The organism is Massilia cavernae (genome assembly GCF_003590855.1).
In the GTDB taxonomy this organism is placed as follows: domain Bacteria; phylum Pseudomonadota; class Gammaproteobacteria; order Burkholderiales; family Burkholderiaceae_D; genus Telluria_A; species Telluria_A cavernae.
Map to the genome: position 1 here is coordinate 1 of NZ_QYUP01000036.1, position 20566 is coordinate 20566.

General features: G+C 64.6%; 15 protein-coding genes. 10 read left to right on the forward strand and 5 right to left on the reverse strand.

Translation table 11 applies throughout. The features are described 5' to 3' along the window. Both D3872_RS03595 and D3872_RS03600 read right to left on the reverse strand, forming a co-directional pair. A partial coding sequence (locus D3872_RS03595) for a branched-chain amino acid ABC transporter substrate-binding protein (RefSeq protein WP_147373783.1) occupies positions 1 to 740 on the reverse strand: 740 nt, incomplete at its 3' end. 79 nt (positions 741 to 819) lie between these two features. Next, positions 820 to 1299, reverse strand: coding sequence for an Lrp/AsnC family transcriptional regulator (locus tag D3872_RS03600; RefSeq protein WP_119809512.1), 480 nt, complete (start codon positions 1297 to 1299; stop codon positions 820 to 822). A 131-nt stretch (positions 1300 to 1430) separates the two neighbouring features. Between D3872_RS03600 and D3872_RS03605 the strand changes: the two genes are divergently transcribed. Together D3872_RS03605 and D3872_RS03610 are read left to right on the forward strand one after the other, a co-directional pair. Then, complete coding sequence (locus D3872_RS03605) at positions 1431 to 3563, forward strand: aminotransferase class V-fold PLP-dependent enzyme (RefSeq protein ID WP_119809513.1); 2133 nt, start codon at positions 1431 to 1433, stop codon at positions 3561 to 3563. A 159-nt stretch (positions 3564 to 3722) separates the two neighbouring features. Continuing rightward, positions 3723 to 5423: a CehA/McbA family metallohydrolase gene (locus tag D3872_RS03610; RefSeq protein ID WP_119809514.1), complete on the forward strand. Its 1701-nt coding sequence runs from the start codon at positions 3723 to 3725 to the stop codon at positions 5421 to 5423. 19 nt (positions 5424 to 5442) lie between these two features. Here the strand turns inward: D3872_RS03610 and D3872_RS03615 are convergent, their stop codons facing one another. Then, positions 5443 to 6018, reverse strand: coding sequence for a TMEM165/GDT1 family protein (locus tag D3872_RS03615; protein ID WP_119809515.1), 576 nt, complete (start codon positions 6016 to 6018; stop codon positions 5443 to 5445). A 159-nt stretch (positions 6019 to 6177) separates the two neighbouring features. Between D3872_RS03615 and D3872_RS03620 the strand changes: the two genes are divergently transcribed. Continuing rightward, positions 6178 to 8034, forward strand: coding sequence for a M1 family metallopeptidase (locus D3872_RS03620; RefSeq protein WP_119809516.1), 1857 nt, complete (start codon positions 6178 to 6180; stop codon positions 8032 to 8034). A gap of 21 nt (positions 8035 to 8055) precedes the next feature. After that, a complete protein-coding gene (locus D3872_RS03625) occupies positions 8056 to 9687 on the forward strand; it encodes a serine hydrolase (RefSeq protein WP_119809517.1) in 1632 nt (543 codons plus the stop codon). A 313-nt stretch (positions 9688 to 10000) separates the two neighbouring features. Here the strand turns inward: D3872_RS03625 and D3872_RS03630 are convergent, their stop codons facing one another. Continuing rightward, the gene (locus tag D3872_RS03630) at positions 10001 to 11548 is read right to left on the reverse strand and encodes a S1C family serine protease (RefSeq protein WP_119809518.1); all 1548 of its coding nucleotides are present in this window, start codon (positions 11546 to 11548) and stop codon (positions 10001 to 10003) included. Between the two features lie 122 nt (positions 11549 to 11670). Next, entirely contained in the window at positions 11671 to 12468 is a 798-nt protein-coding gene (locus tag D3872_RS03635) for a class I SAM-dependent methyltransferase (RefSeq protein WP_119809519.1), read from the reverse strand. A 376-nt stretch (positions 12469 to 12844) separates the two neighbouring features. On the opposite strand from D3872_RS03635, the gene D3872_RS03640 reads away from it, so the two are divergent. The 6 genes from D3872_RS03640 (at position 12845) to D3872_RS03665 (ending at position 20564) form a co-directional block, all read left to right on the forward strand. Beyond that, a complete protein-coding gene (locus D3872_RS03640; RefSeq protein WP_119809520.1) occupies positions 12845 to 14482 on the forward strand; it encodes a TldD/PmbA family protein in 1638 nt (545 codons plus the stop codon). Between the two features lie 15 nt (positions 14483 to 14497). Further along, positions 14498 to 15835 (forward strand): TldD/PmbA family protein, encoded by a 1338-nt coding sequence (locus D3872_RS03645; protein ID WP_119809521.1) that lies wholly within the window; start codon positions 14498 to 14500, stop codon positions 15833 to 15835. Positions 15836 to 15941: 106 nt separating this feature from the next. Then, on the forward strand, positions 15942 to 17579 hold the full coding sequence (locus tag D3872_RS03650) for a TldD/PmbA family protein (RefSeq protein ID WP_119809522.1): 1638 nt from the start codon (positions 15942 to 15944) through the stop codon (positions 17577 to 17579). 11 nt (positions 17580 to 17590) lie between these two features. After that, the gene (locus D3872_RS03655) at positions 17591 to 18925 is read left to right on the forward strand and encodes a TldD/PmbA family protein (protein WP_119809523.1); all 1335 of its coding nucleotides are present in this window, start codon (positions 17591 to 17593) and stop codon (positions 18923 to 18925) included. An 11-nt stretch (positions 18926 to 18936) separates the two neighbouring features. Beyond that, positions 18937 to 19557 carry a DUF4159 domain-containing protein gene (locus tag D3872_RS03660; RefSeq protein ID WP_119809524.1) on the forward strand — a complete coding sequence of 207 codons (621 nt, stop codon included), beginning with the start codon at positions 18937 to 18939 and terminating at the stop codon, positions 19555 to 19557. A gap of 2 nt (positions 19558 to 19559) precedes the next feature. After that, positions 19560 to 20564 carry an AAA family ATPase gene (locus D3872_RS03665; protein WP_182915665.1) on the forward strand — a complete coding sequence of 335 codons (1005 nt, stop codon included), beginning with the start codon at positions 19560 to 19562 and terminating at the stop codon, positions 20562 to 20564. Positions 20565 to 20566 lie beyond the last annotated feature (2 nt).

Genomic DNA, 20566 nt, shown 5'->3' on the forward strand with positions numbered 1-20566 from the left:
ACGTTCAGTCCGAGCGCGCGCATCTGGCGCGCCATCGGCGCACCTTGCGGCGCGTAGCCGCCGAAGAAGATGGCCTCGACCTTGCGCGCCTTCAGCGCGGTGAGGATCGCGGCGAAGTCGCTTGCCTTGTCGTTGGTGAACTCGTGGCCTGCCACCTTGATGCCCGCGCGCTTGGCCTGTTTCGCGAATTCCATCGCGACGCCCTGGCCGAATGCTGTGCGGTCGTCGATGACGCCGACGTTCTTCAGTTTCAGCTGCTTCGCAGCGTAGTTGGCCATCGACGCGCCCAGCTGGGTGTCGCTGGCGACGATGCGGAACACGGTCTTGTAGCCCGACTGGGTGACTTTCGGATTGGTGCCGACGGTGGACATCAGGATGCCCGCGTCGTTATAAATACGCGAGGCTGGAATCGCCACGCCCGAGTTGTACGGGCCGAGCACGAACTTGACGCCGCTGTCGACGAACTTCTGTGCGACCGACACGCCGGCTTTCGGATCGCCCTGGTCGTCTTCCGAACTCAGTGCGAAGGTGACGGACTTGCCGGCCACCTTGATCTTCTTCGCGTTCAGCTCCTCGATGGCGAGGCGCACGCCGTTTTCATTGTCCTTGCCGGCAAAGGCGTTGGCGCCCGAAAGCGGGCCGCTCACGCCGATCTTGACGACTTCCTGCGCGCTGGCTGCGCTTGACGCCAGCAGCATGATGGCCGCTGCGATCGGCAGCATTTTTTGACGGGACGGCATACGGTGTCTCTCCTCCAGAACTAAACGAGCGGCAATCATCGCACGATTCAGGCCGGAGTTGTATAGCCATACGTCACGATTACAGGCCGTGCGATACCAGTTCCAGCGGCAGCGCCGTGCTGTACTTGATCTGTTCCATCGAGAACGCCGACGACACGCCGGACAGGCGCGCCGCCTTGATCAGCTTTTTGTAGAAACGGTCGTAGCCGTCGATGTCGGTGGTGACCACCTTGAGCAGGTAGTCGACGTCGCCGCTCATGCGGTGGAACTCCATTACTTCCGGCAGTGCGGTCACCGCGGCCGCGAAGTTCTTCAGCCACTTCTCGTCATGGTCGCCGGTGCGCACGCTGACGAACACCGTCACCGGCAGTCCCACCTTCTTGCGGTTGACGAGGGTGACGCGGTTCTCGATATAGCCTTCCTCTTCCAGCCGCTTTACGCGCTTCCAGCATGGGGTGCTGGACAGGCCCACCTTTTCGCTCAGCGCCGCAATCGACAGCGTGCCGTCGGACTGGAGGGCGGCGAGTATCGCGCAATCGTATTTATCAAGATCGTTCATGTCTGAATTGGCCACTTCGGAGAATATTTGTTCCTTATTTTATCCGCAAACCATAAATTTTGGCACACCTTTACTAGCCTCGCTACGTACCATATAGGTCGACTTCACGACCCGCTACACGCAGCACGACAATGAACCAGGACATCTACCTCGACGCCAACGCCACCTCGCCGGTTCTCCCTTCCGCCATTGCCGCCGCAGCCAACGCGATGGCCGGCTGCTACGGCAACCCCAGCAGCACCCACGCAACCGGCCTGCGCGCCAAGGTGCTGCTGGACGGCGTACGCGAACGCGCGCGGCGCGTGCTGGGCGCCGGATCGGGCAGCGTGATCTTCACCAGCGGCGCCACCGAAGGCATCCAGACCGCCGTGCTGTCGGTACTGTGCGCGGTGCGCGAGCGCCAGGCTGCCGGCGATACCGTGGGCGACCTGCTGCTGTACGGGCAAACGGAACACAAGGCCGTGCCCGAGGCGCTGGCGCACTGGAACCGCCTGATCGGCACCGGCCTCACGCTGCGCGCGCTGCCGGTCGACGGCGAAGGGCGCCACCGCCTCGACGTGCTGCGCCAGCTGGCGCCGCGCGCGGCGATGATCTGCACCATGGCGGCCAACAACGAAACCGGCGCGGTCAGCGACCTCGAAGCCATCGACGCCGCGCTGCGCGTGACCGCCAGCAAGGCATTGTGGATGGTCGACAGCGTGCAGGCGCTTGGAAAGCTGCCGCTGGCGCTGGCCGACACCCGCATCGATTACGCGCCTTTCTCCGGCCACAAACTGTATGCGCCCAAGGGCATCGGCATGCTGTACGTACGCGAGGGCGCGCCGTACACTGCGCTGATGGCCGGCGGCGGCCAGGAAGGCGGCCAGCGCTCAGGCACCGAAAACATGGCCGGCATCGCGGCGCTGGGCGCCGTTTTGGCGGAGCTGGAAGAAGGCGACACCTTCGCGCCGCACGCGCGCCTGCACGCCTTCCGTGAGCGCCTGGTGGCAAGCCTGCGCGAAGCGCTGCCCGGCATCGTGTTCAACACGCCGCTGCACGCATCGCTGCCGACCACCATCAACTTCTCGGTGCCGGGCCTGTCCGGACGCGACCTGCTCGACGTGTTCGAGGCGGCGGGCGTGCGCGTCAGCGCGGGGTCGGCCTGTTCGGCCGCCAAGGCGGCGCCGAGCTATGTGCTGGAAGCGATGCAGCTCAACGAGTGGCGCTGCGCTTCTGCCGTGCGCATGTCGTTCGGGCCGGCGGTGGACGAAGCCTTCATCGATTCGGCCTGCGAGCGCATCGCCCGCTGCGGCCAGGCCATCCGCACCGGCGGTCTGGCTCCGGCATCGCTGGGACAAGGCAGCCGCCATGACCTGATCCGTTTCGGCCTGGACGGCGCCAACACCTGGCTGGCGCTGGATGCCGCCAGCGGCAGCTGCGTCGTCATCGATCCTGTGGCGCCGCTTGCCGAACGCATCTCCTCGATAATCCGGTCGCGCGACTTCCGCGTGCGCGGCATTATCGGCACCAGCGCGGGCGAACCAGGCGCCTCCGTGCGCGCCGCGCTGGCGTCGCTGCTTGCATCGCAAGTCGACTTCGCCGAAAGCGGTGACGCTTTCGGCTGGCCCGCTGCCAGCGATTCCATTAGCCTGGACGACGGAACGCGCGCGGATGCGATCGCGTTCGGCCGGCAGGTGCTGGCGCGCGTGCCTGCGTCAAGCGGCGCTGCCACCGGCCAGGCCTATCTGCTGGGCGAAGGAACAAGTGGCCGCTTGTGGGCGGACGACGTCCGCTACGCCTTTACCGGCGCCGCGCCATCCGACATGCTGCACGAAGCGGTGCAGCACATGACCGCGCTGCTCAATCGCGACACCATCTTGTGCCCGACCAGCGACGCCGCCGGCGTCATGTGCACTACCGCGGGCGCGAATGACGCCGGCGACTGCCGCGCGCTGGAGCTGGCGCCCGAAGGGCTGGAAGACTTCCTGCACGCGCATCCCGACGCCCTGGTGATCGACGTGCGCGAGCCGTGGGAACATGCCGCCGGCGCACCGGTGCTCGGCGGCCGCGCGGCAATCAGCGTTCCGCTTTCGCGTCTCGCTGCCGAACTGCCGCAGTGGATGCGCGGCGGCCAGCGTCCGCTGGTATTCTGCTGCCGCCTCGGCACCCGCAGCCTGCGCGCCGCGCAGTGCCTGGCGCGCGCCGGCTACCGCAACGCATGGCACCTCGACGGCGGCCTCGCGCTGGCTGAAGCCGCTATGGGAACAGGACGCGACGCAGCCTGATTTCCCCGGTCGTTGGCGATGGGAAAGCCGTCCTTTCCCATCCTTAACTTTTATCAATTAGACACTAATTGGCTGGCCCGATTCAATTGTCGGGGTCATGGTCCCCGTGCAGCTTGTTGCGAAAATTGCAATTAACGCAACAACTAGCCGGGGAACATCATGCGCTCGATCCACGCCGCTTCACCGCTGCGCCGGACGCTCGTCGCGGCCGCATGCTGCGTCGCATTCGCTGCAAGTCCCACGCTGGCCTCGGTGGCCGACCACCGCGAATTCGAAGCGACGCTCCACGCGCCATACCAGGCCGACCCCGGCTCCCGTTTCGCACGCACCTTCACGCTCACGTTCGACTATCCGTTCGCGCAACGAAACCACGGCGTAGGCTGGCGGCTCGACCTGCTGGCGAAGTCCGGCCAGGTGTTAAAACGCTGGCGCGGCGCCACGCAACTGGACGGCGGGGCAAAGGACGTGAGGCTGAAATGGAGCGACGCCGATTCCGGCCGCGCCATTGCTGACGGCGCCTACCGCGTGCGCCTGCAGGCAGTCGCGCGGGGTGGCAGGGCGCCCGTGACCGAGGGCGCCATCGATCGCGCACTAAGCAGTGCGGACGGCGACGTGATCGAACAGTCTTGGGACATCGTCATCGGCAAAGCAGGCGCGCCGCGCATGCCGGAGTTCGCAGCGATGGCATCGACCAAAGCGCTGCGACCGACAGCGGTGGCCGCGCCTGCGACGGGCTCGCTGCCGTTCACTGTCTACTACGCCAACCTGCACAGCCAGACCAGCCACAGCGACGGCGGCGGCGACCTGTCCGCCTGCAAGGGCGCGCAGGCGCCGCAAGGCGGGGCACATGGCCCGCGCCAGGCGTATGCGTTCGCACGCGAACGCGGTCTCGACATCCTGATGGCGTCGGAGCACAACCACATGTATGACGGATCGGAGGGCCCAAACCCGGAAGCCAGTCCGGACGCGGCGAAGGCGCTGTACCAGGCCGGCCTTGCGGCGGCGGGCGACTTCAGCGCGGCCAACCCCGGCTTCCTGGCGCTATACGGCATGGAATGGGGCGTCATCAACAACGGCGGCCACGTGAACATCCTCAACGCCCCCGAGCTGCTGGCTTGGGAGAGCGACGCGGACGGCCGGCTGATCGGCGACACGTTCACCGCCAAGGGCGACTACGCCGGGCTGTATGCGCTGATGCGCCAGCGCGGCTGGCTGGGCCAGTTCAACCATCCCGCCGTCAATGGCCAGTTCAACGTCAACGGCGTCGCGCTCGGATACACGGAAGATGGCGACGAAGCGATGGCGCTATGCGAAGTGCTCAACACCTCCGCGTTCTCGGCCAACACCACCGAAACCGAGACACGCCGCAGCAATTTCGAAATGGCCTGCAACAAGGCGCTAGAAGCCGGTTTTCATGTCGCCTTCAGCAGCAACCAGGACAACCACTGCGCCAACTGGGGGGCCTCGTTCACCAACCGCACCGGCGTGCTGATACCAAACGGCGTCTCGCTGACGCAGGAAAGCTTTGTCGAAGCGGTGAAGGCGCGGCGTGTGTTTGCCACGATGGACAAGAACTCGCAGCTGGTGCTGACCGCGAACGGCCACGTGATGGGCGCGCGCATCGCCAACAGCGGGGTGTTGCGGCTGGCCGCCACCTACGCGAACTCGGAAGGGCGCACGGTGGCGGCGGTATCGATCGTCGAAGGCGTCCCGGGCCGAAAAGGCAGCGTCAGCGAAGTTGCCGCCACCGCCGAAGCGGAGATCGTCCCCGCGCGCGGCGAGCACTTCTACTACGCCAAAATCACGCAGGACGACGGCAAGATCCTGTGGTCAGCCCCGATCTGGGTCACCCAGGAATAACATCGGGGACAGACCTTTTTCAGAAGCCGAAGCGCGAGCCGGCGCCGAGGAGGGTGGCGATGCCGAGCGCGGCGAACAGCGCGGCGGCGAGGCCATGGACCAGCTTGAGCGACAGCCGGCTCGCGGCGCGTTCGCCAAAGTACACGGCGGGCACGTTGGCGACCATCATGCCGAGCGTGGTGCCGATGACGACGTCGAGCATCGCGTCGTAGCGCGCGGCCAGCGCCACCGTGGCGATCTGCGTCTTGTCGCCCATCTCGGCGAGGAAGAAGGCAATCACCGTAGTCAAGAACACGCCGTACTTGCCGATCCCCGCTCCGTCTTCGTCGATCTGGTCGGGAATGAGCGTCCACGCTGCCATGCCGAGGAAGGACACGCCCAGCACCCAGCGCATCACCTCCGGCCCGAGCATGGTGTTGATCCATGCGCCCACCGCCGCTGCGAACGCGTGGTTCGCCAGCGTGGCCACCAGGATACCGAGGACGATAGGCACCGGGCGGCGGAATTTTGCGGCGAGCAGGAATGCGAGCAGCTGGGTCTTGTCGCCGATTTCCGCGAGGGCGACGATACCGGTGGAGATGAGGATTGCTTCCATGTGTAATTGGCAGGTGCTAAACCTGTCAATCATAGCAGGAACCCCGGTAAATACTGGCTGCCCGCCGCGGCCGTCCTGCTTTCGCTGCGATAGCGGAAGTGATATTCTGCACGCGCCCGGAAGCGAGCCGCTTCCGCATACATATACCCGGAAAGTCCAATGACCAAACTGAATCTCCTGCGTGCGGCCGCCGTCGCCATCCTCGCCCAGTGCAGCACCCTCGCGCTGGCGCTGGACCCGCTCAGTTACGCGCGCTACGATCAGGTCAAGACCAGCGCCGTGCACATGGACCTGAAAGCCGACTTCTCCAAGAAGACGCTGTCGGGCTTTGCCGAACTCTCGCTGAACTGGCTGGACAAGTCGGCCCGCATGCTCGACCTGGATACGCGCGACCTGTCGATCTCGAAGGTCGAGGCGCAGGATGCCGCCGGCCAGTGGAAGGCCGTGCCTTTCACGCTCGACAAGCGCGATGCCGAAAAAGGCCAGGCGATGCACGTCAAGCTGTCGTCGCAGCCGCAGAAGGTCCGCATCCACTACCGCACCACGCCTACCGCTACCGCGCTGCAGTGGCTCGCGCCGGTGCAGACCATGTCCGGCAAGCGCCCGTTCATGTTCAGCCAGTCGCAGAACATCGAAGCGCGTTCGTGGGTGCCGCTGCAGGACACGCCTGCGGTGCGCTTCACCTACAGCGCCCGCATCCAGGCGCCGCAAGGCCTGCGCGTGGTCATGAGCGCGGATAACGACATGAAGGCGACCGGAAAGGGCGGCTGGCGCTTCAACATGCCGCAACCGATTCCGTCCTACCTGCTGGCGATCGCCATCGGCGAGATCGAGGCGCGCGAGCTTGGCCCGCGCACTGGCGTCTACGCCGAGCCGAAGCGCATCGACGCCGCCGCATGGGAACTGGCCGACACCGAGAAAATGGTCGCCGCCGCCGAGTCGCTGTACGGCCCGTACCGCTGGGGGCGTTACGACATGCTGGTGCTGCCGCCGTCGTTCCCGATCGGCGGCATGGAAAACCCGCGCCTGACCTTCCTGACTCCGACCATGATCGCGGGCGACCGCAGCCTGGTCGACCTGATCGCGCACGAATTGGCGCACAGCTGGTCGGGCAACCTGGTGACCAACGCGTCGTTCAAGCACTGGTGGCTGAACGAGGGCTTCACCAACTACGTCACCACCCGCATCCTTGAAAAAATCTACGGCGAAGAAGTCGCCAACATGAACCTGCAGCTGGAGCAGGAAGAGGCGCTGTCGTCGCTGGCGAGCATTGCACCAGCCAAGCAGGCATTGATCACCAAGGATGCGGACAGCTCGTCGGAGCACTACACCGATGACGTGCTGGCGTATGCGAAAGGCGCCTGGTTCCTGCGCACGCTGGAGCAGCGCGCCGGCCGCGAAGTGTTCGATCCATTCCTGCGCGGCTGGTTCGACCAGCACGCCTTCCAGAGCGTAACGACCGAGCGGTTTGTACGCTACCTGCGCAAGAATCTGCTGGAGAAGCACCCGAATGTGCTGACCGAGGCGGAGCTCGAGGAATGGCTGTACGGCGCCGGCATCCCGGCCAGCGCGGTACGCGCTAGCTCGCAGCGCCTGGCCGCCCTGAACACGGCGCGCGACGCATGGCTGAAGGGCGACCTCAAGACATCGCAGCTCGATACGAAACAATGGACCGCCAACGAGTGGATGAAGTTCCTGAACGATATCGACCAGAAGGCCACTGCCGCACAGCTGAAGGAGCTTGACCAGGCCTTCGCCCTCGGCCGCACCACCAACAATGAAGTGGCATTCCGCTTCTACCGCGCCGCCATCAACGCCGGCTACCGCGACATCCGCCAGCCGCTCCAGGCCTTCCTCATGAGCGTGGGCCGCCAGAAGTTCGTGGTGCCGCTGTACACCGGGCTGCGCAAGAACCCGCAGGACAAGACCTGGGCCGAAGCCGTGTACAGCAAGGCACGCGAGCGTTATCACCCGGCCACGCAGAAGAGCGTCGACAAGCAGATGGCCCGCAAATAAAGGAAGAAGACAGTGAAGACTATGAACAAAATTGCGGCAGCCATCCTGTTCGCATTCGGCGCCACCGCGGCGATCGCCCAAGCCCCGGCTGCTCTTGCGCCCGCGCCGGCACTGGCCCAGGCGCAAGCCTGGGACCTGGCCGCCGACGTCAACCGCACCATCGCCACCTTCGACGTGCCGGGTATCGCCATCGCCATCGTCAAGGACGGCAAGGTAATCGCCACCCAGGGCTTCGGCGTGCGCAAGCTGGGCGAATCGGCCCCGGTGGACGGCCAGACCATCTTCGAAATCGCATCGAATTCGAAGGCCTTCACCGCCGCCGCGCTGGCGATGCTGGTCGACGAGGGCAAGCTGGCCTGGGACGACCCGGTCATCAAGCACCTGCCGGACTTCCGCATGTACGACGCGTATGTGACCGCCGAGATGACGGTGCGCGACCTGCTGGTCCACCGCAGCGGCCTTGGCCTCGGCGCGGGCGACCTGCTGTGGTGGCCGACCACGAATTTCACGACCGACGAAATCATCGAGAAGCTCCGCTACATCAAGCCTGCGACCAGCTTCCGGAACAGCTACGCCTACGACAACCTGCTGTACATCGTCGCCGGCAAGATCATCGCGCAGAAAGCCGGCAAGCCTTGGGGCGACGCGGTGCGCGAGCGCATCCTGAAGCCGGTCGGCATGAACATGACGACCACCAGCCTGGCTGAAAATGCGGGCAATGCCAACGTCTCGAACGCGCACAGCAAGATCAACGGCAAGGCCGCACCGGTGAGGGCGCTGCCGGTGCCGAACGCGGTGGGCGCGGTGGGCATCAACACCAACGCAGAGGACCTCGCGCGCTGGATGAACGTGCTGCTCGACGGCGGCAAGCTGCCGGGCGCCGGCACGGACGCGGCAGGCAAGGAGATTCGCCTGTTCAGCGAAGCGCAGAGCCGCGAGATGTGGACCGCGCAGACGCCGATGAAGATCACCCAGCCCAAGCCTCCGCTGGCTGCCTCCAAGCCTAACTTCTTTGCCTACGGCCTGGGCTTCCAGCTGCGCGACTACAAGGGCCGCATGCTGGCCATGCACGGCGGCGCGCTGCAGGGCTTCTACTCGCGCGTGCTGCTGGTGCCGGAGGAAAGGCTCGGCATCGCCATCCTGACCAACGCGGAAAGCGGCGGCGCGCTGTCGGCACTGCAGTACCGCCTGCTGGACCAGTACCTCGGCGTGGCGCCGACCGACTGGATCAAGGTCATCGGCGAGCTGGAAAAGGAAGCGACCGAGAAGGACCTGGCCGCGCAGAAGAAGGCCAGCGCCACGCGCGCGGGCAAGTCGAAGCCTTCGCTGCCACTGGAGTCGTACGATGGCGACTACCAGGACCCGTGGTACGGCCTGGTGACCATCAAGCCGGTGGGGAAGAAGCGCGTCATGAGCTTTGCGAAGACGCCGGACCTGACCGGGGAACTGGAGCACTTCCAGCACGATACCTTCATCGTGCGCTGGAAAGAGCGCAACTTCAACGCCGACGCCTACGTGAGCTTCGCGCTGAACCCGGACGGCAGCATCGAGCGCATGAAGATGGCGCCTGTGTCGTCGCAGACGGACTTCAGCTACGACTTCCAGGACCTGGCGTTTACGCCGGTGACGAAGAAAAAGGAAAAGTCGGAGTAAGACTCAACCGGCGGTATTCGCAAACTCAGCATGGGTTACCGCGGGGCCGCCGAGGCGGGCGCGGGAACGACGTGCTGCTGATAGCGATACAGCTACCGCCGTCGTTCCCGTGAAAACCTCGGCGGCCCCACGGTAACCCATACTGAGGATGCATCACGGCGGCGCCACGCAGCACCGGTCCGCCATGAACATCTTGCACGTCACGTCACGCCGCGCGCCGGCTTCGATGCAGCTTACATGGGACAGCAGGGTGTCGTGCAGCGGCGCCGGATCGGGCAGGCGGCGTGCGATGTCAGGGGGAGGAAACGGCGTGTTATCGTTTCGCCGGTGCGGGACCCTTGCCGTTCCAGATCTCCATCATGTCGGCGCTACCCTGTGTGCGGATGCCGTTGTCGTTCAGCACGGTTTCGGTCGCTTCCAGCATTTCTTTGCGCGGGAGAACGATCGTTTCGCCCGCGCGCTGGTCGAAGTGGATCACGACCAGCTCATCCTTGAGGTCGCGCAAGACCTGCACCAGGTGGCCAAGGCTGCGCACCGGCACCTTGTTCACGGACAGGATCACCGACGCGAAGCGGTTGTTGTACCCGGTGCTGATCTGGTGCGGGAAGAACGGCGAGCTGACCACCACCAGTTCCTCGCGCGCCGCATCGGGCTCGTCGCCGCGGCGGGTGATCAGCGGGTTGCCGATGAAGGCGAGGGCGTTCACGCCCGCCGCATTCGATCCGAGCACGTTGACGAACTCCGAGGTGGCGCGCGCGAACACCAGCGGGCCGTAGATGAAGTACGACGGGTACGCGCCTTCGAGGTCCTGGATCAGCATCTTGCGCTCGCCGTTCACCGGCAGCTGCACCTGCATCTGCTTGCCGTCGCGGATGATCGTCAGCGGCACCTTGCCATCCTTTGCCAACTGCTGCACGCGGTACTGGAAGCGCACGCGCAGGTTGGTCCCGAGCTTGACCATGGCCTGGTTGTCGATCGGCCAATCGCCGATGCGGGTGACGATGTCCCATTCCTTCAGGGGGCTGCCGCTGTGCGGGCGGTGCACCACAGCGCCTTCGACCGATTTGTCGGCCTTCAGGTAGCGGCGCAGCACCGGGTTCTCCATCGTCTGGACGAAGTCGAGCATCGAAGGCTTGCCGTCGTAGCGGCCGTCGGCGACGTCGCGCAGGAAGATCTCGATTTCTTCGCTGGGGATGATGTAGCCCATGTTCTGGGCGTTGGTGGCGGTGGCGAAAGCCAGCCCGATCATCTTGTCTTCCGAGATCGCGGGACCGCCGCTGTTGCCCGGGTTGATGGCTGCGTCGATCTGGATGCGCAGTCCGGAGGTGTAGGGGCTGTAGTTGACGAACTCGATGCGCGAGACGATGCCCTTGGTGATCGACAGCGAATTGCCGCCGGTCGGATAGCCGTAGGCGAACACCGGTTCGCGCACGTCCGGCAGCACGCTGGCGCGCTCCACCGGCGCATGGGTGTCGAAGAAGGACTCGTCGTCCAGCTTCAGCACGGCCAGGTCGATGCCGCGCCCGATCGCGACCACGCTGGCGTTGTACTTGTCGCCCGACTGGCTGGCCTGGATCTGCACGCGGCTGGCGTAGCCCACCACGTGGGCATTGGTCAGGATGCGCTTGCCCTCGATGACGACACCCGATCCGGTTACATCGTTCGGCGCCGCCTTGGTCCACGGCTTGAACAGGTCGGGCCGGCGCAAGGTCGAGAACACCTTGACCACCGAGTTGTCGAGCTTGGCCGGAATGGCTGCGGCAGGGGCCGTGGTTGGCGCCGGAGCCGCGGAAGCCTGGGCGAATGCGGTGAAACTGGCAGCGGCCAGCAAGGCGGCTGCAAGGATGCGGGCGATCGTCATGTGAAGTCTTTTTATGGTGACACCCGCGGATGCGGGCCATTGGCAGCGATTCTAACCCGGCGAATGGGCTTCAGTCATAGGCGGACGAATCCAAAAGGATCCCGTCCGCCGTGCTGCAGGTTTTACTTCTTGACGAACTTGAGGGTCATGCGGTCGCTTTCGCCGATCGCCGCATACTTGGCGCGGTCGACATCCTTGTTGGCGTAGGTTGGCGGCAGCGCCCACACCCCCTTGTCGTAATCGGCGGTGTCCTTCGGGTTGGCGTTGACTTCGGATTTGCCGGCCAGCTTGAAGCCCGCGCTTTCCGCCATCCTGATCACGTATGACTCGTGCACGTAGCCGTTGTTGCTCATCTTGCGCGACTCCGGCAGGCGGTGGTCGACAAAGCCGAACACGCCGCCGGGCTTCAGCACCTCATGCACCTTGACGAATACTTCCTTGACCTTGTCGTCGCCGGCGCTGGTCCAGTTGTGCAGGTTGCGGAAAGTGAGCACCATGTCGACGCTGTTCGGCGCGGCGATGGCGTAGGCGCGCGGCGGCTCGAACACGCTGCGCTGCACCTTGTCGAACACGGCAGCGTCGGACGCCAGCTTCTTGCCGAAGTTTTCGGCGTAGCGGCGCGCACCCGCGTTCGGCGAATCCGGCGCTTCGCCGGCGCCGATCAGCTTGCCCTTGTCGCGCAGGTAGGGCGCCAGGATCTCGGTGTACCAGCCGCCGCCGGGCGACAGCTCGACCACCGTCATGTCGGGGCGGATGCCGAAGAAGGTCAGGGTCTCGTACGGGTGGCGTGCGGGGTCGCGTGCAACGTTGGCGGACGAACGGTGCTTGCCCGCGATGGTGGCCTTCAGCGCGTCGTCGGCGTGCGCCGTGCCCGCGGCGGCGGATGCGGCCAGCAGCGCGGCCAGGATCATTTTCTTCATGTCTGTATGTCTCCCCAAGTGGTTGGAATGCACCGGGGATGATCGGGCAAGCTTGACACATGGTCAAGCCTTATCGCATATGCACGCCTGTGTAAATACTTCCCATGTGCATATGCATGTACATACTGTCCGCGTTCGCCTGCGGACAGCCTGCCGGACACCCCGGACACCCGCTGCGGACGGGCGTCATTTAAGAAATCAATAACTTAGGAAGTGGCACAAACTTTGCGTATTCAACTCCCGATTTTGCTGTTATGGTTTCGTGCAGTTTTCAATAACGTATAAATGGTTTTCGTGTTGTCCTGGATGTGCATAAAACAAGAGCGGCCGCTGTATGTACGGTGAGCCGCTGCCCCCGTAAGTACTAGGAGATACTATGGAACGACGTGCTTTTCTCAACATCAGTGGATTAGCCCTCGGCACGATGCTCGTGCCGGTTTTCGGGAACGCTGTCGCCGCTGACGAACTTCTCAGCCCCCTCGCAGAAAGATTCAAGAAGACGCTGGCCGACACGGCCCTTAACGCCGCCACCCAGGCCGGTGCAAGCTACTGCGACGTGCGCATCGGCCGCTACCTGAACCAGTTCATCACGACGCGCGACCTGAACGTCGAAAACGTCACCAATACCGAATCGGCCGGCGTCGGCATCCGCGTGATCGCCAACGGCGCCTACGGCTTCGCCGCCACCAGCGACATGTCGCCCGACGCGGTCGCCGCCGCGGCCCGCCAGGCGGTCGCCATCGCCAAGGCCAACTCCAAAATGCAGACCGAACCTGTGCGCCTCGCGGAGGTCAAGGGCGTCGGCGAAGTGAAGTGGGCCACGCCGATCAAGAAGGACTGGCGCGCCGTCCCGATCAAGGAAAAAGCCGAGCTGCTGATCGCCGCCAACAAGGCGGGCCTGGACGGCGGCGCGAGCTTCATGCAGTCGCTGATGTTCCAGGTCAACCAGCAGAAGTACTTCGCGTCGACCGACGGCTCCTACATCGACCAGGACGTGCACCGCATGTGGATGCCGGTGTTCGCCACCGCCGTCGACAAGGCCACCAACAAGTTCCGCTCGCGCCAGGGCCTGTCGTCGCCGGTCGGCATGGGCTACGAATACCTCGACGCACGCAAGGAAGACAAGGTCAAGGCCGCCGGCGGCGTCTGCACCCTGTACAAGAATTCGTATGACCTGATCGAAGATGCGCGCGCATGCGGGCGCCAGGCGAAAGAGAAGCTGACCGCCAAGTCGGTCGTGCCGGGTAAATACGACCTGGTGCTCTCGCCGGAACACATGTGGCTGACCATCCACGAATCCGTCGGCCACCCGACGGAACTTGACCGCGTGCTGGGCTTCGAAGCCAACTACGCCGGCACCAGCTTCGCCACGCTGGACAAGTGGGAAACCAGGAAATTCAAGTACGGCGCCGAGCGCGTCAACATCGTCGCCGACAAGACCACCCCGGGTTCGCTGGGCGCGGTCGGCTACGACGACGAAGGCGTGCAAACCAAGCGCTGGGACATCATCAGGGACGGCATCCTGGTCAACTACCAGGCCACCCGCGACCAAGCCCACATCATCGGCGAAAAAGAATCCCACGGCTGCTCGTACGCGGACAGCTGGAGCAGCGTGCAGTTCCAGCGCATGCCGAACATCTCGCTCGAGGCAGGCAAGAAGAAGCTGACCCCGGACGAGATGATCAAGGACGTCAAGAAGGGCATCTACATCGTCGGCGACGGCTCGTTCTCGATCGACCAGCAGCGCTACAACTTCCAGTTCGGCGGCCAGCTGTTCTACGAGATCAATAACGGCAAGATCGGCGCGCAGATCGAAGACGTAGCCTACCAGTCGAATACCCAGGAATTCTGGAACGCGTGCTCGGCGATCTGCGACGAAAGCGACTGGCGCATGGGCGGCTCCTTCTTCGACGGCAAGGGCCAGCCAGGCCAGGTGAGCACCGTGTCGCACGGTTCCAGCACAACGCGCTTCAACGGGATCAACGTTATCAACACCGCTCGCAAGATCGGCTAAGGCAAGGACTGAATCATGAAAATTTTGAGTGCTGAAGAAACCAAGCGTATCTGCGACAAGGTGATGTCGCTGTCCAAGGCCGACGAATGCAGCGTGACGCTGACCGGCAGCCGCGCCGGCAATATCCGCTATGCCCGCAACAACGTGTCCACCGCAGGCCTGGTGGAAGACACCCAGCTGGCCGTGCAGGTCTCCTTCGGCAAGAAGCAAGGTACCGCGACCATCAACGAGTTCGACGACAAGTCGCTGGAAAAAGTCGTGCGCCGCGCCGAAGACCTGGCCCGCCTGGCGCCGGAGAATCCGGAATTCATGCCGGCCGTGTCGAAGCAGGTGTTCAAGGAGTCGCCGACCTTCAGTGCGAAGACCGCCGCGATCGACCCCGAATTCCGCGCCCAGACCGCGGCCTACAGCATTGAAGCGAGCCGCAAGAACAAGCTGATCGCGGCCGGCTTCTTTACCGACCGCACCGCGTTCCAGGCCATCGCCAACTCGAACGGCGTGTTCGGCCACCAGCTCGACACCAACATCGACTTCACCTGCACCGTGCGTACCGAAGACGGCCGAGGTTCGGGTTGGGTCAAGCGTTCGGCCAACGACGTGTCGCGCTTCGACGCGCGCGAAGCGTCCGACGTGGCGATCGAGAAGGCGCTGCGTTCGGTGGACGCCAAGGCGCTCGAGCCGGGCCGCTACACCGTCATCCTGGAGCCTGCCGCGACGTCCGACCTGATCGGCTTCATGATGAACGGCTTCGACGCGCGCCGCGCCGACGAAGGCCGCAGCTTCCTGTCCAAGAAGGGCGGCGGCACGCGCCTGGGCGAGAAGCTGTTCGACGAAAAGGTCAACATATGGGCCGACCCGTGGAACCCTGACGTGGCCGTGCTGCCGTGGGACGTGCAGACCATGCTGCCGCGCGAACGCATGGCGCTGATCAAGGACGGCCGCGTTTCGGCGCTGGACTATTCGCTGTTCTGGGCCAAGAAGAAGGGCGTGCGCCCTGTCGGCGCGCCGGGCAACCTGATCATGGCCGGCACCGACAAGTCGACTGCCGACCTGATCGCCAGCACCAAGAAGGGCATCCTGGTCACCCGCACCTGGTACATCCGCATGGTGGACCCGCAGTCGGTGCTGTTGACCGGCCTGACCCGCGACGGCACCTTCTACATCGAGAACGGCAAGATCAAGCATCCGATCAAGAACTTCCGCTTCAACGAAAGCCCGGTGACGATGCTGAACAACATCGAGGAAATCGGCAAGCCGCAGATCATCGGCGGCGACGAAGCGCCGTACGCGATGGCGATTCCTCCGATGAAGGTCCGCGACTTCAACTTCACGTCGCTGTCGGACGCAGTGTAAGCAAAACAGTGCCCGCGCCTCGGCGCGGGTTTGCAAGGCGGGCCGGCTACGCCCCCCGGGCTACGCGCCCCGGTGCTACCCGGCCCGAACGATTCTGGAGTAGATTGTGGAACGACGTACCTTCCTTAAAATCGGCAGCGGCGCCGCCGGCGCCATGCTTATTCCCGTGTTCGGCAACGCCATCGCCGCCGAAGAACTGATGAACCCCATGGCGACCGCATTCAAGAAGTCGCTGGCCGACGCCGCGATGAATGCCGCCACCAAGGCCGGCGCCACCTATTGCGACGTGCGCATCGGCCGCTACCTGAACCAGTTCATCACCACGCGCGACACCAATGTCGAAAACATCGTGAACACCGAGTCGTCGGGCGTGGGCATCCGCGTCATCGCCAACGGCGCCTACGGCTTCGCCGCCACCAACGACATGTCGCCGGACAGCGTGGCCAATGCCGCGCGCCAGGCGGTCGCCATCGCGCGCGCCAACTCGAAGCTGCAGAGCGAGCCGGTGCAGCTGGCGCCGGTCAAGGGCGTGGGCGAGGTAAGCTGGGCTACGCCGTACAAGAACGACTGGCGCACCGTCCCGATCAAGGAAAAGGCGGACATGCTGATCGCCGCCAACAGGGCCGGCCTGGAAGCGGGCGCCAGCTTCATGACCTCGACCCTGTTCCAGGTCAACCAGCAGAAGTACTTCGCATCGACCGACGGTTCGTACATCGACCAGGACGTGCATCGCCTGTGGGCGCCGTTCACCGCCACCGCAGTCGACAAGGCGACCAACAAGTTCCGCACCCGCGACAGCCTGGCCGCGCCGGTCGGCATGGGCTACGAATACTTCGACGCGCGCAAGGAAGACAAGGTGAAGGCCGCGGGCGGCGTCACCACGCTGTACACGAAGTCCTACGACATCGTCGAAGACGCGCGCCTGGCCGGCCGCCACGCGCGCCAGAAGCTGACCGCCAGGACCATCGAGCCGGGCAAGTACGACCTGGTGCTGAGCCCCGACCACCTGTTCCTGACCATCCACGAATCGGTCGGGCACCCGACGGAACTCGACCGCGTGCTGGGCTACGAGGCCAATTATGCCGGCACCAGCTTCGTCACCCTCGACAAGTGGGAGACCAAGAAATTCAAGTTCGGCTCCGACCGCGTCAACTTCTTCGCCGACAAGATCACTCCGGGTTCGCTCGGCGCGGTCGGCTACGACGACGAGGGCGTGCCCTCGAAACGCTGGGACATCATCAAGGACGGCATCCTGGTCAACTACCAGGCCACGCGCGACCAGGCCCACATCATCGGAGAGAAGGAATCGCATGGCTGCTCGTACGCCGACAGCTGGGACAGCGTGCAGTTCCAGCGCATGCCGAACATCTCGCTGGCGCCGGGCAAGGAACGCCTGACGCCGGACGAAATGGTCAAGGACATCAAGAAGGGCATCTACATCCTCGGACGCGGTTCCTACTCGATCGACCAGCAGCGCTACAACTTCCAGTTCGGCGGCCAGCTGTACTACGAGATCAAGGACGGCAAGATCGCCGGCATGGTCGAAGACGTGGCCTACCAGTCGAACACCCAGGAATTCTGGAACGCCTGCTCGGCCATCTGCGATGAGCGCGACTGGCGCATGGGAGGCTCCTTCTTCGACGGCAAAGGCCAGCCCAGCCAGGTCAGCGCGGTGTCGCACGGCTCGTCGACGACGCGCTTCAACGGCATCAACGTCATCAACACCGCACGCAAGATCGGCTGAGGAAGGCACGCATGAAACAGCTGAACCAGGAAGAGGCCAAGCGCATCTGCGACCGCGTGATCGGTTTTTCGAAAGCCGACGAATGCCGCGTGCAGATCAGCGGCAGCCGCACCGGCAATATCCGCTATGCGCGCAACAGCGTGTCCACCGCGGGCCTGGTGGAGAACACCGAGCTGACGGTCAGCGTCGCCTTCGGCAAGCGCCAGGGGACCGCCACCATCAACGAGTTCGACGACAAGTCGCTGGAAAAGGCGGTGCGCCGCGCGGAAGACGTGGCGCGGCTGGCGCCTGAGAACCCGGAGTTCATGCCGGCCGTCGGCAAGCAGGAGTTCAAGGCGTCGAACACCTTCAGCCCGGCGACCGCGGCGATCGACCCGGACTACCGCGCCGAAGTGGCGTCGCACAGCATCCTGTCGGCGCGCAAGAACAAGCTGGTGACGGCGGGCTTCTTCCTCGACACCACCGGGTTTGAAACCATCGCCAATTCGAACGGCGTGTTCGGCCACCAGCAATTCACCAACCTGAGTTTCACCTGCACCGCGCGCACGGAAGACGGCCGCGGTTCGGGCTGGGTCACGCGCGGCGTCAACGACGCGCGCCGTTTCGACGCGCGCGAAGCGTCGGAAGTGGCGATCGAGAAGGCCATGCGCTCGGTCGACGCCAAGGCGCTGGAGCCGGGCCGCTACACCGTCATCCTCGAGCCGGCCGCCACCTCCGACCTGCTGGCCCGCATGTTCAGCGCCTTCGACGCGCGCCAGGCCGACGAGGGCCGCAGCTTCCTGTCGAAGAAAGGCGGCGGCAACCGCCTCGGCGAAAAGCTGTTCGACGAGCGCGTCAACGTCTGGTCCGACCCGTGGGACAAGGATGTGCCGGTGCGCCCGTGGGACAACGACTCGATGCTGCCGCGCGAGCGTACCGACATCATCAAGGACGGCCGCATCGCGACCCTGGAATATTCGCGCTACTGGGCGCAGAAGCAGAACGCGCAGGCGCGCGGGCGCTTCGGCAACATCATCATGGCTGGCGGCGACAAGTCGCTGGAAGAGATGATCGCGTCCACCAAGAAGGGCATCGTGGTCACGCGCACCTGGTACATCCGCTCGGTCGACCCGCAGTCGCTGCTGCTGACGGGGCTGACGCGCGACGGCACCTTCTACGTCGAGAACGGCAAGATCAAGCATCCGGTGAAGAACTTCCGCTTCAACGAAAGCCCGGTCTCCATGCTGAACAACCTCGATGAACTGGGCAAGCCGACGGTGCTTGGCGGCGACGGCCGGTTCCAGATGGTGATCCCGGCGATGAAGATCCGCGACTTCAACTTCACGTCGCTGTCGGACGCTGTGTAAGCAGGGCAGGGATGGCGACCTACGATTTCTACTTCACGCGCCTGATGTACGACTCGGGCGACTGGGACGTGGACATCCGCATGCCCAGCAACGTGCTCAACTCGCTGGTGGAGTACACCACCTTGCGGGTCGACCCGGTGGAGCGCGTGGTCGCGCTGTCCGACCCGAAGATGCTGGAGGCGCCGTTCTGCTACCTGGCGGGCCACAAGCTGGTGCAGTTCACGCCGGCCGAGCGAAGGAACTTCGAGCGCTATGTGCGAGGTGGCGGCTTCGTGTTCGTCGACGACTGCAACCATGACGTCGACGGGCTGTTCGCGAAGTCGTTCGAAGCGGAACTGGCGAAGATGTTCGGGCCCAAGGCGCTGCACAAGATCCCGAACAACCACCGGATCTATTCGAGCTTCTTCGAGTTCGACGGCCCGCCCAACACCGGCGTGGAGCTGAACGGCTGGGGCGACGACCTGGTGCACGATTACCTGAAAGCGATCGAGTTCAACGGCCGCGTGCGGGTGCTGTACTCGAACAAGGACTACGGTTGCGAGTGGGACTACGACTTCCGCAACAAACGCTGGCTGGCAGTGGACAACACGCGCTTTGCAGTCAATATCATTCAATACGCATTGGGAGCTTGAAAGTGTCGGAACGTGATCCAATAGCATGGAGCGAGGTCGAAGTGGCCGACCTCACCGCCCGTATCAAGGCGCTGAAGGCAAGCATGTCGCGCGTGATCATCGGCCAGGACAACGTGATCGAATCGCTGATCATCTGCCTGCTGGCCGGCGGCCACGCGCTGGTCGAAGGCGTGCCGGGGCTGGGCAAGACGCTGCTGGTCAAGTCGCTCTCCCAGGCCACCGACATGCAGTTCCGCCGCGTGCAGTTCACGCCCGACCTGATGCCGTCCGATATCGTCGGCACCGAGATCCTCGAGGAAGACACCTCGACCCACCAGCGCGTGTTCCGCTTCCAGAAGGGCCCGGTGTTCACCCAGGTGCTGCTGGCCGACGAGATCAACCGTGCCCCGCCGAAGACGCAATCGGCACTGCTGGAAGCGATGCAGGAGCGTTCCGTCACCTTCGCGGGCCAGACCCACAGGCTGCCGCAGCCCTTCTTCGTGCTGGCGACCCAGAATCCGATCGAGCAGGCCGGCACCTACCCGCTGCCGGAAGCGCAGCTCGACCGCTTCCTGCTGCGCATCGACGTCGGCTACCCGACCGAAGACGAAGAAATGACCATGGTGTCGCGCACCACCCACGCGGGGCTGAGCGACGCGACGCCGGCGATGGACGTGCAGGCGCTGCTGCGCCTGCAGCTGCTGGTGCGCGACATCGAAATCGGCGACCACCTGCTGCGCTACGCCACACGCCTGGTCCGTGCCACCCGCCCGCAGGACAGCAAGGTCGCGAGCATCGTCAAGCACGTCGGCTGGGGCGCGGGCCCGCGCGCCGGCCAGGCGCTGGTGCTGGCGTCGAAGGCGCGCGCGCTGATGCACGGGCGCCTGGCGGTCACGCGCGAGGACATCGGCGAGATGCTGCTGCCGGTGCTGGCGCACCGCGTGCTGCGCAATTTCGAAGCGGAAGCGGACGGCGTGGCGATCGCCGACATCCTGCTGGCGCTGCGCAACGAGATCAAGGTCGACTGAGC